Genomic DNA, 15,769 nt, shown 5'->3' on the forward strand with positions numbered 1-15,769 from the left:
TATTTGTTAATAAACGCCTTGGGCTAACATTGCATCAGCCACCTTAACAAAGCCTGCTACATTTGCCCCAACAACATAGTTAATGTTTTCTTGACCTTCAATTGTGCCGTATTTTTTACAGTTTGCGTGAATATCTAACATAATGCGATGTAATTGAGCGTCCACTTCTTCTGCTGTCCAATATAAACGTTGTGAACTTTGTGCCATTTCTAAACCAGAAGTAGCAACACCACCAGCGTTGGCAGCTTTACCCGGGCCAAATAATACATCTGCAGCTAATAATGCTTCTGTTGCTTCAATTGTTGTTGGCATATTCGCACCTTCAGCCACTAATTTCACACCATTTTTAATTAAACGTTGTGCATCAGAAAGTTCTAATTCATTTTGAGTTGCACAAGGAAGCGCAATATCAACTTGCACTTCCCAAGGGCGTTTACCTTCAAAATATTGCAAACCAAACAGTTCTGCATAATCTTTCACACGACCACGTTTTACATTTTTAATTTCTAAAAGTGCGGCTAATTTTTCAGTAGTAAATCCATTTGGATCATAAACATAACCTGATGAATCAGAACAAGTTACTACTTTTGCACCAAGAGATAATGCTTTTTCAATAGCATATTGTGCTACATTACCAGAACCAGAAACTGAAACTACTTTACCTGCAAAACTATCGCCTTTTTCAGCAAGCATTGCTTGAGCAAAATAAATTAATCCATATCCCGTTGCTTCCGGACGAATTAAACTACCACCGAAAGAAAGACCGCGACCAGTGAAAACACAGGCTGATTGGTTTGATAATTTTTTCATATAGCCAGCTAAATAGCCAACTTCGCGCCCACCAACACCTATATCGCCTGCGGGAACATCTGTATCAGCTCCTACGTGACGATAAAGTTCAGCCATTAATGCTTGGCAAAAACGCATAACTTCAGCATCAGATTTGCCTTTAGGATCAAAATCTGAACCGCCTTTTGCTCCGCCCATAGGCAATGTTGTTAAAGCATTTTTAAAGATTTGCTCAAAACCTAAGAATTTTAAGATAGATAAATTTACTGATGGATGGAAACGCATTCCCCCTTTAAATGGGCCTATGGCACTATTAAATTGTACACGAAATGCTCTGTTTACTTGCACTTGCCCTTTATCGTCAGTCCACGCCACACGGAATTGAAATGCACGTTCAGGCTCAACTAAACGTTCTAATAATGCTTCTGAACGATATTTAGGATTGGCTTCTAAAAAAGGCCAAATTGATGTGAATACCTCGCGAACCGCTTGTAAAAATTCAGGTTGATAACCATCGCGTTGAGCAACTTTTGTTAAAAATGCGTCTAAGGAAGCAACTTTTGACATAATGAATTTCCCTCTTTGTTGATGTTGTGTGTATTGTATTTTTTATTGTATACGCCTCGTGAAGCGCATAGACAATATGCAATGGCTAATTTAATCTTGCAACCATTTTTATAAAGGAAATTTAAAGAAAAGGAAAAAGTAAAGAAATTATCTAAAAAATATCGTATTTATTAGATAAAAAATAAAAAACGACAGAAAACCATCAGGTAATGATATTTTCAATAAAAATATAGAGCAGACTACAAATCATATTTCTAGTAAATCACTACGAAAATATGTTTTATGAAAAAACAAAATTAGGGTTATATCAATATAATAAAAACGGGGGCAAAGCTCCCATACTATTAACAATTAAGTTCATCATTGTGTTTTTTCTGATTCATCATTATTTTTAACCGCACTTTCGTCGTCTTTTGGTTGATAAAATCGAGCGACCAATAGACCGAGCTCAAACAGCAAGCACATCGGTATGGCAAGCAAAGTTTGTGAAAAAACATCAGGAGGCGTTAAAAGCATTCCAATAAAAAATGCTGCAACAATAATATAAGGGCGTTTTTCGGAAAGAGCCTTTACAGTGGTAATACCAGTCCAGCAAAGTAGAATAATCGCAATTGGCACTTCAAAACAAACGCCAAAAGCTAAAAATAACGCTAAAGCAAAATCTAAATAACTACTAATATCTGTTGCGATGGTAACGCCTTCTGGGGCTGTTTGTGTAAAGAAGCTGAATACAAGAGGAAAGACGACATAGTAAGCAAAAGCAACACCGCAATAAAATAAAATCGTACTGGAAAATAACAACGGATAAATCATCCGTTTTTCGTGCTGATATAAAGCAGGTGCAATAAAAGCCCAAATTTGATAAAGCAAATAAGGGACAGAAATAAAAATTGCAACAATCGCAGTTAATTTAATTGGCGTAAAGAAAGGAGTTTGAATATTGGTTGCAATCATTGTTGCGCCTTTTGGCATAACAGCCGTTAAAGGTGCAGCAACAAAATGATAAATATCATTGGAAAAATACACCAAAGCAACAAAAACCAACACTACACAAATCACACAGCGTAATAAACGGTTTCTTAGTTCAACAAGGTGCGTAATTAAAGGTTGAGATTCATCCACATTACTCATAAAAACTCGCTATGATTTAGTTTTTGAAGATTGAGATTTTGACGCTGGAGCGATTTCAATATCATCAGGAGGATAATAGCTAGATAAATGTGTGTTCAGTTCTACTTTCTCGTGAGTTTCAAGTGCGGTCAAATCTGTAGGTGTTTTTTCTGCTTCAGATAAAGTTTCTGCAGCCTCCTCAACTGAGATTGCATTTTGAGGTTTTTCTGCATTTTCAGCCGCATTTTTGATTTCTTTGATTTGATCTTCCACCGTTGTACCAGCTTGAGCTGCTTTATCTTCTAGCTCCGCTTTCATCTTATCTGCTTGAGCTTTTAATTCTTCCACCGTTTTACTCAATTCTGGTGAAAGGGCTTGCAAGTTAAGGGATTCCGCTTTTTTAATACTATCTTGTAATTCTTGCAATTTTAGCTCTTGTTTCAACTCATTTTGAACGTTAGCAGCTAAACCACGAATTGTTTTTACCCAATCCATTACAGTGCGAATTGCTATAGGCAAACGTTTCGGGCCTAATACAACCAATCCCAAAACCATTAGTAAAATAAGTTCTGAAAAACCAATATCAAACACGGATTAAGCCTGCTCTTTCTCTTTTATATTTTCTTTTTTTGCAGACGCTGTTTCATTATCTATAGACTTAAATTCCGCATCTTTTACTTTTTCATCTTCTTTCATCGCCTTTTTGAAACCTTTCACTGCTGCACCAAGATCTGAGCCAGCATTTCTTAATTTTTTCGTGCCAAAAATCAATAAAATAACGACTAATAAAATAATCAGTTGAGCGGGGGATAAACCAAACATAATAAACTCCGTTCTGTAAAAAAGAAAAAATTTGGCTCGGAATATACTCTTTTTAGCCATTTAGAACAATAGCTATAGGAGATTATTTTTATGTTATCCTGATCTTGATCACAAAACCTGATTTTTAACTTATTGATGTAATAAAAAAGTTAAAATTTATCTATCTCTAAAAATTGTATTTTTCTTCTAATTCTGTGATGTGAGCACTTTTATCCTTTTAGCTCGTTTCAGGAATTTGCGGTAAATTCACAGCTTTTACCGAGCCTAGTGCTTTCGCTTTTTGGTAAAACGCTAATTTGTATTCAAGCAAATCTAAATAACGTTTTAATTCGGCAATTTGACACTTTACATTTTTTGTTTGATTTTCAAATAAGGAAAGGCGTTCTTCAATAGTATCGTCGCCAATGATGGTACATTCTGCAAAGCGTTTGATGTCTTTTAAGCTCATTCCTGTATTTTTCAAGCATTGTAATAAACTCAACCATTGCAAATCCTTGTCGGTAAAACGGCGATTACCGTATTCATCACGTCCGACATTAGGTAACAAGCCTTCTTTGTCATAAAAGCGTAAGGTGTAGGCGGAAATGCCTATTTTTTCAGCAGCTTTAGCGGTGGTGTAAGTCACTTTTTATTCCCTTTAAACAAAAATGGTAAAAAAACACTTGCTTTAGAGTGAACTCTAAAGTGTAAACTGTTGCTATCTTGCTTACGTAAGGCAACTTTGTCAATGGATTAAGAGGAAAAACAATGGAAATTAAACAAATCAACTCAACCATCAAATCTCGTGCGGCGGTAGCATTCGCCCCAAATCAACCCTTACAAATTGTGGAAATCGACGTAGAAATGCCTCGCAAAGGCGAAGTGTTAATTCGTAACACGCACACGGGCGTTTGCCATACTGATGCGTTTACGTTATCAGGAAGCGATCCTGAAGGGGTATTCCCTGTGGTGCTAGGACACGAAGGTGCGGGTGTGGTTGTTGCGGTTGGCGAAGGTGTGTTAAGCGTAAAACCGGGCGATCACGTCATTCCTCTTTATACTGCTGAATGTGGCGAATGTGAGTTTTGTCGCTCGGGTAAAACCAACCTATGCGTCTCAGTGCGTGACACGCAAGGTAAAGGCTTAATGCCTGATTGCACGACACGTTTTTCTTATCAAGGTCAGCCGATCTATCACTATATGGGCTGTTCGACTTTCAGTGAATACTCAGTTGTTGCAGAAGTTTCACTGGCGAAAATCAACCCAGAAGCCAACCACGAACAAGTATGTTTACTTGGCTGTGGCGTTACCACAGGTATTGGTGCGGTACATAATACGGCAAAAGTGCAAGAAGGCGACTCTGTTGCCGTGTTTGGCTTGGGTGCGATTGGTTTAGCGGTAGTGCAAGGTGCACGTCAAGCCAAAGCCGGCCGTATTATCGCCATTGATACCAATCCTGCAAAATTTGAGTTGGCAAAACAGTTTGGTGCAACGGATTGTTTAAACCCTAATGATTACGATAAGCCGATCAAAGATGTGTTGTTAGATATTAATAAATGGGGCATTGACCATACCTTTGAATGTATCGGTAATGTAAACGTAATGCGTCAAGCATTAGAAAGTGCTCACCGTGGCTGGGGACAATCCATTATCATCGGCGTAGCGGGTGCAGGACAAGAAATTTCAACGCGTCCGTTCCAATTGGTAACAGGCCGTGTTTGGAAAGGCTCGGCATTTGGTGGCGTGAAAGGTCGCTCTGAACTTCCGCAAATGGTGGAAGATTCAATGAAAGGCGACATCCAGTTAGAACCGTTTGTGACTCACACAATGCCACTTGATCAAATTAATGAAGCCTTTGAATTAATGCACGAAGGTAAATCAATCCGTACTGTTATTCACTACTAAGGTACGCTATGAAACTAATTGAACAACATCAAATTTTTGGCGGTTCACAGCAAGTTTGGGCACATAATGCCCAAACACTTCAATGTGAAATGAAATTTGCCGTCTATTTGCCAAATAATCCGGAGAATCGACCTCTTGGCGTGATTTATTGGCTTTCTGGCTTAACTTGTACAGAACAAAATTTCATTACCAAATCAGGCTTTCAACGTTATGCCGCAGAACATCAAGTGATTGTGGTTGCCCCCGATACTAGCCCTCGCGGAGAGCAAGTGCCGAATGATGCGGCTTACGATTTAGGGCAGGGAGCGGGCTTTTATCTTAATGCGACCGAGCAGCCTTGGGCGACGAATTATCAAATGTATGATTATATCTTGAATGAATTGCCTGATTTGATTGAAGCAAATTTCCCTACTAACGGCAAACGTTCCATTATGGGACATTCAATGGGCGGACACGGTGCATTGGTATTGGCACTGCGAAATCGGGAACGTTATCAAAGTGTTTCTGCCTTTTCGCCTATTTTATCGCCAAGCCAGGTGCCTTGGGGAGAAAAAGCCTTTTCTACCTATTTAGGGGAAGATCGTGAAAAATGGCAGCAATATGATGCCAGCTCGCTCATTCAACAAGGCTATAAAGTGCAAGGTATGCGCATTGAGCAGGGCTTGGAAGATGAGTTTTTGCCTACACAATTGCGTACCGAAGATTTTATCGAAACCTGTCGAGTGGCAAGTCAGCCTGTCGATGTGCGCTTCCATAAAGGCTATGATCACAGCTATTACTTCATCGCCAGTTTTATTGGCGAGCATATTGCCTATCATGCGGAATTTTTGAAGTAAGCTAAAGAGCGGTCAGTTTTCAAAGCAGTTTGGGATAGCCGGCACGAGGGCGGTAAAAAGTGCTGGCAATAGTTTATTCAGTCTGAACTAGAAGAACCAAGCCTGAAACAATATCAAAAAATTTCTTTAAATAATAATCTAACTCTTTGGAAAGGTAGATAATCTCTTTCTAGCCATTTTATCTTTATTTCCAAATGCGGGAATCAAATATTTTCTTACGTAATTCAGGGTATTCATCAATTTTAAACTCTGGCGTTTTTCCTTCTTTAAGCTGGCGTTGATAATCCTTCATTAATTTCCATACGATTGGCGACAACATCAAAATTGCGATCAAGTTAATGATTGCCATGACAGCCATCACCGTATCTGCGAAATTCCACACCACATTGCCAGAGCGAACCGCACCGAAATACACGAAAAATAGCACCATTAAACGGAACAAAAATACAAACCAAGGTTTATTTTTTATAAAACGGATATTGCTTTCCGCATAAGCATAGTTACCAATAATAGAAGAATAAGCGAATAACAATAAGATAAACGCCAGGAAATGCACCCCAAATTCACCTATGTGGTATTGCAAAGCATTTTGCGTAAGTGAGATACTTTTGAGCGTTTCGCTACCATAATTATTCGAAAGCAAAATAATAACGGCAGTACAAGTACAAACGATCATTGTATCAACAAACACACCGAGCATTTGCACTAAACCTTGGCTAACTGGATGCTTAACGTGAGCTGCTGCAGCCGAATTAGGCGCAGATCCCATCCCCGCTTCGTTTGAGAATAAACCACGTTTAATCCCCATCATCATTGCTTTCGATACCAATGCACCAAACATTCCGCCAGCGGCAGCATCAAAACTAAATGCACTTTGAACAATACGATGAATCACGGAAGGGATCATATCAATATGCATGCCAAGAATAATTACTGCTATAATCAAATAGAAAAGTGCCATCATTGGTACAAGGTTGCTCGAAATAATCGCAATACGCTTAACGCCACCGAAAATAATAAGTGCGGTAAAAATTACTAATGAAATACCGACATATTCCCCTTTCCAATTCCACGCATTACTCGTTGCTTCAACAATAGAGTTTGCCTGCACAGAATTAAAGGCAAAACCAAATGTAAAAATTAATGCAAGTGCAAAAGCCACTGCCATACAACGTGATTTTAAACCTTGAACAATATAATAAGCAGGGCCACCGCGGAATGATCCATCTTTATCTTGAATTTTAAATAATTGAGCAAGGGTAGATTCAGCGAAAGCACTCGACATACCAATAAATGCCGTTACCCACATCCAAAACACTGCGCCTTCGCCTCCCAAGGCGATTGCCGTTGCAACCCCACCAATGTTACCCACACCAACGCGGCTCGCAAGACCTGTCGTAAATGCTTGGAAAGGTGTTAACGAACTACCCTCCACCGCACGACCAAACCACATTTCACGAAGACTTGCTGGGAATAAACGGAACTGCACAAATCCTGTTGTAATGGTAAAAAATAGACCAGTCCCAAGCAAAATAATAATTGTGACATCCCATAAAGGCCCGTCAAGGTGTGCGACTATCCAAGTTAGCACTTCTTCTAACATTTTTGAAAATTCAAAGTCCATAATCATCCCTCAAGCGATAAATAATTTGATTGTATGGTTTTTCAATGAAAAGGCGAGATTTTTTAATAATTTCTCTAAAGAAAAGAAAAACAAAAAAGAAAAAATCTAATAAATTTAGAATATTCTAAATATTTTTCAAAAACAAAGGGCATATTATTTGAATACGCCCCACTAGTTTGTTGAATTATTTGGTTAAAAACAACGCTGCCGCGCCACGCACACCACCAGAATCGCCGTGTTTCGCTTTTTTAATTGGTGGAACTTTTGCTGTCCGCATCAAGTGAGGCGGTAATGCTTTTGGTAAAGCCTCATAAAGGTAATCAAAATTAGATAATCCACCGCCGAGTACAATCATATGCGGATCAAATGCCGTAATGATATTGCCAATAGAAATCGCCGCCAACTCAACAAAAAGATTCACAAAATCTACCGCACTTTCATTGCCTTGATAGAACAAATCAATAATTTCACGAGCAGATAATGTTTCGCCTTTCAAATCTCGATAAAGCATTTCAAAACCGCGACCAGACAAATAATTATCCAAACAAGCCTTGTTGCCACAACCACATTGATAAATAGGGGCGTTATCCCATCCCAATAATTTCAAGGCATGATAATTTAGTTGTAAATGACCAAGCTCTCCCGCCATTCCCACTTGACCTGAATGAACTTTACCATTTAAGACAAAGCCGCCACCAAAACCAGTTCCAAGAATTAAACCAAGTACAGTCGGATATTGCTGATTTTCCGTATCCCACGCTTCAGATAATGCAAAACAATTTGCATCATTTTCTGCCCGCACTTCACGGTCTAAACGCACAGACAAATCGCGTAAAATCGGTTTATTATCTGCCACACGAATATTGGTAATTTCGGCTAATCCAGTTTGTTGATTAACAAAACCAGGTACGCCCAAACCTACGGTGCCCACTTCACCAAACTTTTCATCAGCACGATTCACTAAATCCACAATCGTGTTAAGCCATTCTTCATAGTCGGTTTTAGGTGTTGGCACCCGTTCAGAATATAATTTTTCTAATTCTTCATTGAATACGGCAAGCTCTATTTTCGTGCCACCAATATCTAAACCATAATACATAATCTGCTCCTGTATAAAGAAGTGCACTTAAAATTAACCAAAATTTTAACCGCACTTAAATCATTATTTTATGACAAAGATCGCCTTTTTCTTCAAAAAGATCAAAATAATGCTATTAATTACTCAAAATAGCAAGTCTATACACTTAATCTGGTTCGTTTGAAAAAATTATGAATTTGCCTGTTGTGAATAATCAAGGTTTTGGAAAAGTGGATGATTATCTGGGGGAATTCACGGTATTACGCGAATAAAACAAGTTTCAAATTAAGTGCTTTACTTACTCTGAATGTATGAAATTGAGCGAATATTAATATGGGAATTTTGTCTTTAATTAAACAAACCTTGCAAAATATCAAAGTTTGTTGAAATAATTTTTGCTTTTCTTTGCAATGAAAGGGGAGGAGAGTAAAATAGCACCAATTATAGAAGTATTTGTAGTCGTAAACTTGTTAAAAGTATTAAATTTTCATCAACTTTTTCAATGTCAATAGTTGGAGTTTGATTATGGCATCAGAAAATCAAAAACTATCTTCTGTTGCGCTCACACCTGTTGAAGCAACGGATTATGCAGAAAATACAGCAACTTATAAAGCAAATAAACGTCCATTTTTATCGTTTATGTCTGGTATTAGTGCTGGTGCTTGTATTGCCTTAGCCTTTGTATTTTACACGACAACACAAACTGCTAGTGCAGGCGCACCTTGGGGATTAACCAAGTTAGTAGGTGGGTTAGTATTCTCCTTGGGCGTAATTATGGTGGTGATTTTAGGATCTGAATTATTCACTTCTTCTACTTTAACTTTAGTCGCCCGTGTAGGCGGTAGAATCACCACGACACAAATGATTCGAAATTGGATCGTAGTATATTTGGGCAACTTCGTTGGTGGTTTATTTATTGCGGCTGTTATTTGGTTTAGTGGACAAACAATGGCAGCAAATGGTCAATGGGGTTTAACAATTCTTGCAACCGCCCAACATAAAATTCATCACACTTGGTTTGAAGCTTTTAACCTAGGTATTTTATGTAACATTATGGTGTGTGTGGCGGTTTGGATGTCTTATTCTGGTAAGACTGTTACAGACAAAGCATTTATTATGATTATGCCGATTGGTTTGTTTGTTGCATCAGGATTTGAACACTGTGTGGCTAATATGTTTATGATTCCGATGGGAATTATTACCGCACATTTTAGTACACCTGAATTTTGGCAACAAATCGGCGTTGATCCGATGAAATACGCAGATTTAGATTTGTACCATTTCATCGTGAAGAATTTAATCCCTGTAACGTTGGGAAATATTGTCGGCGGGGCAATTTGTATTGGTGTATTCCAACGTTATTTAACCAAAACGCATTAAAGATTTACTTATTTATTAATTAACAAAGGAAATGACTATGTCAGAACTTAATGAAATGCAAAAATTGGCGTGGGCTGGTTTTGCTGGTGGCGATTGGCAAGAAAATGTCAATGTACGTGACTTTATCCAAAAAAACTATACCCCTTATGAAGGCGATGACTCTTTCTTAGCAGGTCCAACCGAAGCAACAACCAAGCTTTGGGAATCTGTAATGGAAGGAATTAAAATTGAAAACCGTACTCACGCGCCATTAGATTTTGATGAACATACACCATCTACCATTATCTCTCACGCACCCGGTTACATTAACAAAGATTTAGAAAAAATCGTTGGTCTTCAAACTGATGAACCTTTAAAACGTGCCATTATGCCATTCGGTGGTATCAAAATGGTGGAAGGTTCTTGTAAAGTTTATGGTCGTGAACTTGATCCAAAAGTGAAAAAAATCTTCACTGAATACCGTAAAACACATAACCAAGGTGTATTCGATGTTTACACGCCAGATATTTTACGTTGCCGTAAATCTGGGGTATTAACTGGTCTTCCAGATGCTTATGGTCGTGGTCGTATCATCGGTGACTACCGTCGTGTAGCACTTTATGGTGTAGATTTCTTAATGAAAGATAAATATGCACAATTCTCTTCTTTACAAAAAGATTTAGAAGATGGCGTAAATCTTGAAGCAACAATTCGTTTACGTGAAGAAATCGCAGAACAACACCGTGCATTAGGTCAATTAAAACAAATGGCAGCAAGCTATGGTTATGATATTTCTAACCCAGCAACTAATGCTCAAGAAGCCATTCAATGGATGTACTTTGCTTATCTTGCTGCAATAAAATCACAAAATGGTGCTGCAATGTCATTCGGTCGTACCGCAACCTTTATTGACGTGTACATTGAGCGTGATTTAAAAGCAGGAAAAATTACTGAAACTGAAGCGCAAGAATTAGTTGACCACTTAGTTATGAAACTTCGTATGGTTCGTTTCTTACGTACACCTGAATACGATCAATTATTCTCAGGCGACCCAATGTGGGCAACTGAAACCATCGCAGGTATGGGTTTAGATGGTCGTACATTAGTAACCAAAAATACATTCCGTATTTTACACACCCTTTACAACATGGGTACTTCCCCAGAGCCAAACTTAACCATTCTTTGGTCTGAACAATTACCTGAAAACTTCAAACGTTTCTGTGCAAAAGTATCGATTGATACCTCATCAGTTCAATACGAAAACGATGATTTAATGCGTCCAGACTTCAACAATGATGACTACGCAATCGCATGTTGTGTATCACCAATGATTGTGGGTAAACAAATGCAATTCTTCGGTGCACGTGCAAACTTAGCGAAAACATTGTTATACGCAATCAACGGCGGTATTGATGAAAAATTAGGTATGCAAGTAGGCCCGAAAACTGCACCAATTACTGATGAAGTATTAGATTTCGATACAGTAATGACTCGTATGGATAGCTTTATGGATTGGTTGGCTAAACAATATGTGACTGCCTTAAACGTAATCCACTATATGCACGATAAATATTCATACGAAGCCGCATTAATGGCATTACATGATCGTGATGTATACCGTACCATGGCTTGTGGTATCGCAGGTCTTTCTGTTGCGGCTGACTCACTTTCAGCAATCAAATATGCAAAAGTTAAACCAGTTCGTGGCGACATCAAAGATAAAGATGGCAATGTTGTTGCAACTAACGTAGCAATCGACTTTGAAATTGAAGGTGAATATCCACAATATGGTAATAACGATAACCGTGTTGATGACATCGCTTGTGACTTAGTTGAACGTTTCATGAAGAAAATTCAAAAACTTAAAACTTACCGCAATGCAGTGCCTACACAATCTGTATTAACCATTACTTCTAACGTAGTTTATGGTAAGAAAACGGGCAACACCCCAGATGGCCGTCGTGCTGGTGCACCATTCGGACCAGGTGCGAACCCAATGCACGGACGTGACCAAAAAGGTGCGGTAGCATCATTAACTTCTGTAGCTAAACTTCCATTTGCTTACGCGAAAGATGGTATTTCTTATACCTTCTCAATCGTACCAAATGCGTTAGGTAAAGATGCCGAAGCACAACGTCGCAACCTTGCTGGCTTAATGGATGGTTACTTCCACCACGAAGCAACGGTTGAAGGTGGCCAACACTTAAATGTGAACGTGTTAAACCGTGAAATGTTGTTAGATGCAATGGAAAATCCGGATAAATATCCACAATTGACTATCCGTGTATCTGGTTACGCAGTACGTTTTAACTCTTTAACTAAAGAGCAACAACAAGACGTAATTACTAGAACTTTCACAGAGTCAATGTAAAAACATTTTTATTTTTGACCGCACTTTGGTGGGAACATAATGAGCCTGATTTAAATCAGGCTCATTTTTTATAGACTAAATATTTGGTAAAATTTAGCTATATCTAATTTTAGGAAATTTATGTATGTCAGTTCTTGGACGAATTCACTCTTTTGAATCCTGTGGCACTGTAGATGGGCCAGGTATTCGTTTTATTTTATTTATGCAAGGCTGCTTGATGCGCTGCAAATATTGCCACAATCGTGATACTTGGGATCTTGAAGGGGGGAAAGAAATCAGTGTCGAAGATTTAATGAAAGAAGTCGTGACTTATCGCCATTTTATGAATGCTACTGGCGGTGGTGTTACGGCATCTGGTGGCGAGGCTGTGTTACAAGCAGAGTTTGTACGCGATTGGTTCCGAGCTTGTAAAGCGGAAGGGATTAATACTTGCTTGGATACAAATGGTTTTGTACGTCATTATAATCATATTATTGATGAATTATTAGATGTAACAGATCTTGTTTTACTCGATTTAAAAGAGCTTAATGATCAAGTTCATCAAAATCTTATTGGGGTACCCAATAAACGTACCCTTGAATTTGCAAAATATTTGCAAAAACGTAATCAACATACCTGGATTCGTTATGTTGTGGTTCCTGGTTATACTGATAGCGATCACGATGTGCATTTATTAGGTCAGTTTATTGAAGGTATGACCAATATTGAAAAAGTTGAGCTTCTTCCTTATCATCGATTAGGTGCACATAAATGGAAAACCCTTGGGTTAGATTATGAGCTTGAAGATGTATTACCGCCAACTAAAGAATCCTTAGAGCATATTAAAACAATCCTAGAAGGTTATGGGCACACTGTAAAATTCTAGAATAAATGTCAGCTAACATAAGGAGTAAATAATGAAAAAAATTATTTTAACATTATCACTTGGGTTACTTACTGCCTGTTCTGCTCAAATCCAAAAGGCTAAACAAAATGATGTGAAGCTGGCACCGCCGACTGATGTACGAAGCGGATATATACGTTTGGTAAAGAATGTGAATTATTACATCGATAGTGAATCGATCTGGGTGGATAACCAAGAGCCACAAATTGTACATTTTGATGCAGTGGTGAATTTAGATAAGGGATTGTATGTTTATCCTGAGCCTAAACGTTATGCACGTTCTGTTCGTCAGTATAAGATCTTGAATTGTGCAAATTATCATTTAACTCAAGTACGAACTGATTTCTATGATGAATTTTGGGGACAGGGTTTGCGGGCAGCACCTAAAAAGCAAAAGAAACATACGTTAAGTTTAACACCTGATACAACGCTTTATAATGCTGCTCAGATTATTTGTGCGAATTATGGTGAAGCATTTTCAGTTGATAAAAAATAAAAAAATCTGCACCTTAATTAGTTTAAATTTTATTCAACTTTTAGGTGCAGAGAGTATTCGATTTTTCTGCAGTTATTGCTATTTTACTGCTGGCACTTTTAAGTCTGGCTCGTTTGGTTTTTCAATTGGTGCAAAAGTTTTATCTTTATTCGCATCAATAATTTTTTGAGTATCATTTGCTAATGCGGTTAAACCCATTTTTTCATAAGCTTCCTGCATCAGAAATAATCCTTCATAAGTTGCTTTAGTATCAGGATATTGTTTTAACATTCCTACCACACGATTTGCAACTGCTACCCACGCTTTACGTTTTGCATAGAATTTTGCAATCTCTAATTCGTGACGAGCCAGTGCATCTTTAATATAAGCCATACGCGCTAAAGCATCTTGAGCATAAGGGCTATTAGGGAATACACGAACTAAGTTTTGGAAATTAGAAAAAGCGGTACGCATAGAGGTTGTTTCACGTGTAGCACGGTCAATTCCAAAAAAATCTTGAATGAAATTATCGCCTGTTGCTGCATTAGTTAAGCCAGCCATATATACCGCATAGGCTTGATTTGGGCTTTGTGGAAATTGATGTAAAAAGCTATCTACCATCAATAATACTTGCGTATAATCTTGAGTTTTATAATTTGCATAAATTAAATCTAACATTGCTTGTTCTTGATAAACGCTACCTGGAAAACGCTCAGTCGTCGCTTTTAAATAGCGAATGGCTTCAGAGTAACTACCTTCTTGTAATGATGTTGTACCTTTTGTGTATAATTCATTTACCGATGCTTGTTCAACATCTTTTGAACCACTTGAACATCCAATAACCAATGCTGCCACGGCAAGCAATGCCAAAGATTTTATTTTACGCATTGTTTTTTCCTTAATTTTTACGAAAACCAATAAATAAGATACAATTGTCCGCTATTGTATAGAACATTAATCAATAAGCCAACTTTTAAAATTTTTGAGAGCTATTTATGCCACAAATTACCCTTTCGGCTGAAGTGCAGCCAGAACAAATGGGACAACGTTTAGACCAAACACTTGCAGAGTTGTTCCCTGAATATTCTCGTTCCCGATTAAAAACATGGATTGAAGCCGATCTCGTAAAACTTAACGACCGCATTACTAATATTCCGCGTGAGAAAGTGTTTGGAGGAGAGAGAATAGAGATTATTGTTGAAGTGGAAGATGAAACACGTTTTGAAGCAGAAAATATTCCATTGAATATTGTGTATGAAGATGATGATATTATTGTGATTAACAAACCAAAAGATCTTGTGGTACACCCCGGTGCTGGCAATCCAAATGGAACTGTACTCAATGCGTTACTCTATCATTATCCACCGATATCAGAAGTACCGAGAGCAGGAATTGTGCATCGATTAGATAAAGATACAACAGGTCTAATGGTTGTTGCTAAAACCATTCCAGCACAAACTAAGTTAGTGCGAGACTTACAAAAACGCAAAATTACGCGCGAATATGAAGCAGTCGCTTCAGGCATTATGACTAAAGGCGGCACAGTAGATCAACCTATGGCTCGTCATGCAACCAAACGTACTTTAATGGCTGTTCATCCAATGGGAAAACCAGCTGTTACTCATTATCGTATTATGGAAAATTACCGTAACTACACCCGTTTACGTTTACGTTTAGAAACGGGGCGCACGCATCAAATCCGCGTTCATATGGCACATATTGCCCATCCATTGCTAGGCGATCAAACCTATGGCGGACGCCCTCGTCCACCCAAAAATGCGAGTGAAGACTTTATGGAAGTATTGCGTAATTTCAAACGCCAAGCTTTACATGCGGTCATGTTACGCTTAGCTCATCCAATCACAGGGGAAATTATGGAATGGTATGCACCATTACCAGATGACTTTGTTGAATTGCTTAATGCACTCAAAGCCGACTATCTCAAACATCAAGATGAGTTAGATTATTAAT

Annotated in this window: 15 protein-coding genes; 7 read left to right on the forward strand and 8 right to left on the reverse strand. The window is 38.2% G+C overall.

The window, feature by feature from the left end:
- Positions 1 to 6 precede the first annotated feature (6 nt).
- The 5 genes from gdhA to AT683_RS04505 form a co-directional block, all read right to left on the reverse strand.
- Entirely contained in the window at positions 7 to 1,356 is a 1,350-nt protein-coding gene (gene gdhA, locus AT683_RS04485) for an NADP-specific glutamate dehydrogenase (protein WP_005688084.1), read from the reverse strand.
- A 360-nt stretch (positions 1,357 to 1,716) separates the two neighbouring features.
- A complete protein-coding gene (gene tatC, locus AT683_RS04490) occupies positions 1,717 to 2,487 on the reverse strand; it encodes a twin-arginine translocase subunit TatC (RefSeq protein WP_005658522.1) in 771 nt (256 codons plus the stop codon).
- A 9-nt stretch (positions 2,488 to 2,496) separates the two neighbouring features.
- Positions 2,497 to 3,057 carry a Sec-independent protein translocase protein TatB gene (gene tatB / locus AT683_RS04495; RefSeq protein WP_005688082.1) on the reverse strand — a complete coding sequence of 187 codons (561 nt, stop codon included), beginning with the start codon at positions 3,055 to 3,057 and terminating at the stop codon, positions 2,497 to 2,499.
- A 3-nt stretch (positions 3,058 to 3,060) separates the two neighbouring features.
- Positions 3,061 to 3,288, reverse strand: a complete 228-nt coding sequence (tatA, locus tag AT683_RS04500; RefSeq protein WP_005648696.1) for a twin-arginine translocase TatA/TatE family subunit — start codon at positions 3,286 to 3,288, stop codon at positions 3,061 to 3,063.
- A 217-nt stretch (positions 3,289 to 3,505) separates the two neighbouring features.
- Positions 3,506 to 3,913, reverse strand: coding sequence for a MerR family transcriptional regulator (locus tag AT683_RS04505; RefSeq protein WP_005691542.1), 408 nt, complete (start codon positions 3,911 to 3,913; stop codon positions 3,506 to 3,508).
- Between the two features lie 122 nt (positions 3,914 to 4,035).
- Between AT683_RS04505 and AT683_RS04510 the strand changes: the two genes are divergently transcribed.
- On the forward strand, positions 4,036 to 5,172 hold the full coding sequence (locus AT683_RS04510) for an S-(hydroxymethyl)glutathione dehydrogenase/class III alcohol dehydrogenase (RefSeq protein ID WP_012054862.1): 1,137 nt from the start codon (positions 4,036 to 4,038) through the stop codon (positions 5,170 to 5,172).
- A gap of 8 nt (positions 5,173 to 5,180) precedes the next feature.
- Positions 5,181 to 6,008, forward strand: a complete 828-nt coding sequence (gene fghA, locus AT683_RS04515; protein ID WP_042599384.1) for an S-formylglutathione hydrolase — start codon at positions 5,181 to 5,183, stop codon at positions 6,006 to 6,008.
- 184 nt (positions 6,009 to 6,192) lie between these two features.
- Here the strand turns inward: fghA and AT683_RS04520 are convergent, their stop codons facing one another.
- Entirely contained in the window at positions 6,193 to 7,632 is a 1,440-nt protein-coding gene (locus tag AT683_RS04520) for an alanine/glycine:cation symporter family protein (protein ID WP_005664316.1), read from the reverse strand.
- A gap of 184 nt (positions 7,633 to 7,816) precedes the next feature.
- Positions 7,817 to 8,731 (reverse strand): N-acetylglucosamine kinase, encoded by a 915-nt coding sequence (nagK, locus tag AT683_RS04525; protein ID WP_038440884.1) that lies wholly within the window; start codon positions 8,729 to 8,731, stop codon positions 7,817 to 7,819.
- Between the two features lie 504 nt (positions 8,732 to 9,235).
- Between nagK and focA the strand changes: the two genes are divergently transcribed.
- The 4 genes from focA (at position 9,236) to AT683_RS04545 (ending at position 13,819) form a co-directional block, all read left to right on the forward strand.
- Positions 9,236 to 10,090, forward strand: coding sequence for a formate transporter FocA (gene focA, locus AT683_RS04530; RefSeq protein ID WP_005694105.1), 855 nt, complete (start codon positions 9,236 to 9,238; stop codon positions 10,088 to 10,090).
- 37 nt (positions 10,091 to 10,127) lie between these two features.
- Positions 10,128 to 12,440 carry a formate C-acetyltransferase gene (pflB, locus tag AT683_RS04535; RefSeq protein WP_005653814.1) on the forward strand — a complete coding sequence of 771 codons (2,313 nt, stop codon included), beginning with the start codon at positions 10,128 to 10,130 and terminating at the stop codon, positions 12,438 to 12,440.
- Positions 12,441 to 12,564: 124 nt separating this feature from the next.
- Positions 12,565 to 13,305, forward strand: a complete 741-nt coding sequence (gene pflA / locus AT683_RS04540) for a pyruvate formate lyase 1-activating protein (RefSeq protein ID WP_005660851.1) — start codon at positions 12,565 to 12,567, stop codon at positions 13,303 to 13,305.
- A 31-nt stretch (positions 13,306 to 13,336) separates the two neighbouring features.
- The gene (locus AT683_RS04545) at positions 13,337 to 13,819 is read left to right on the forward strand and encodes a surface-adhesin protein E (RefSeq protein WP_005660849.1); all 483 of its coding nucleotides are present in this window, start codon (positions 13,337 to 13,339) and stop codon (positions 13,817 to 13,819) included.
- A gap of 78 nt (positions 13,820 to 13,897) precedes the next feature.
- Here AT683_RS04545 and AT683_RS04550 read toward each other — a convergent pair whose 3' ends face one another.
- Positions 13,898 to 14,686 (reverse strand): outer membrane protein assembly factor BamD, encoded by a 789-nt coding sequence (locus AT683_RS04550; RefSeq protein ID WP_011271910.1) that lies wholly within the window; start codon positions 14,684 to 14,686, stop codon positions 13,898 to 13,900.
- A 107-nt stretch (positions 14,687 to 14,793) separates the two neighbouring features.
- Between AT683_RS04550 and rluD the strand changes: the two genes are divergently transcribed.
- A complete protein-coding gene (gene rluD, locus AT683_RS04555) occupies positions 14,794 to 15,768 on the forward strand; it encodes a 23S rRNA pseudouridine(1911/1915/1917) synthase RluD (RefSeq protein WP_005660845.1) in 975 nt (324 codons plus the stop codon).
- Position 15,769 lies beyond the last annotated feature (1 nt).

Source organism: Haemophilus influenzae, assembly GCF_001457655.1.
GTDB lineage: Bacteria > Pseudomonadota > Gammaproteobacteria > Enterobacterales > Pasteurellaceae > Haemophilus > Haemophilus influenzae.

Coding starts and splice junctions, on each gene's coding strand:
- focA (WP_005694105.1), top strand. CDS start 9,236: ATGGCATCAGAAAATCAAAAACTATCTTCTGTTGCGCTCACACCTGTT.
- AT683_RS04545 (WP_005660849.1), top strand. CDS start 13,337: ATGAAAAAAATTATTTTAACATTATCACTTGGGTTACTTACTGCCTGT.
- tatA (WP_005648696.1), bottom strand. CDS start 3,288: ATGTTTGGTTTATCCCCCGCTCAACTGATTATTTTATTAGTCGTTATT.
- tatC (WP_005658522.1), bottom strand. CDS start 2,487: ATGAGTAATGTGGATGAATCTCAACCTTTAATTACGCACCTTGTTGAA.
- nagK (WP_038440884.1), bottom strand. CDS start 8,731: ATGTATTATGGTTTAGATATTGGTGGCACGAAAATAGAGCTTGCCGTA.
- AT683_RS04550 (WP_011271910.1), bottom strand. CDS start 14,686: ATGCGTAAAATAAAATCTTTGGCATTGCTTGCCGTGGCAGCATTGGTT.
- pflA (WP_005660851.1), top strand. CDS start 12,565: ATGTCAGTTCTTGGACGAATTCACTCTTTTGAATCCTGTGGCACTGTA.
- fghA (WP_042599384.1), top strand. CDS start 5,181: ATGAAACTAATTGAACAACATCAAATTTTTGGCGGTTCACAGCAAGTT.
- gdhA (WP_005688084.1), bottom strand. CDS start 1,356: ATGTCAAAAGTTGCTTCCTTAGACGCATTTTTAACAAAAGTTGCTCAA.
- AT683_RS04520 (WP_005664316.1), bottom strand. CDS start 7,632: ATGGACTTTGAATTTTCAAAAATGTTAGAAGAAGTGCTAACTTGGATA.
- AT683_RS04510 (WP_012054862.1), top strand. CDS start 4,036: ATGGAAATTAAACAAATCAACTCAACCATCAAATCTCGTGCGGCGGTA.
- pflB (WP_005653814.1), top strand. CDS start 10,128: ATGTCAGAACTTAATGAAATGCAAAAATTGGCGTGGGCTGGTTTTGCT.
- rluD (WP_005660845.1), top strand. CDS start 14,794: ATGCCACAAATTACCCTTTCGGCTGAAGTGCAGCCAGAACAAATGGGA.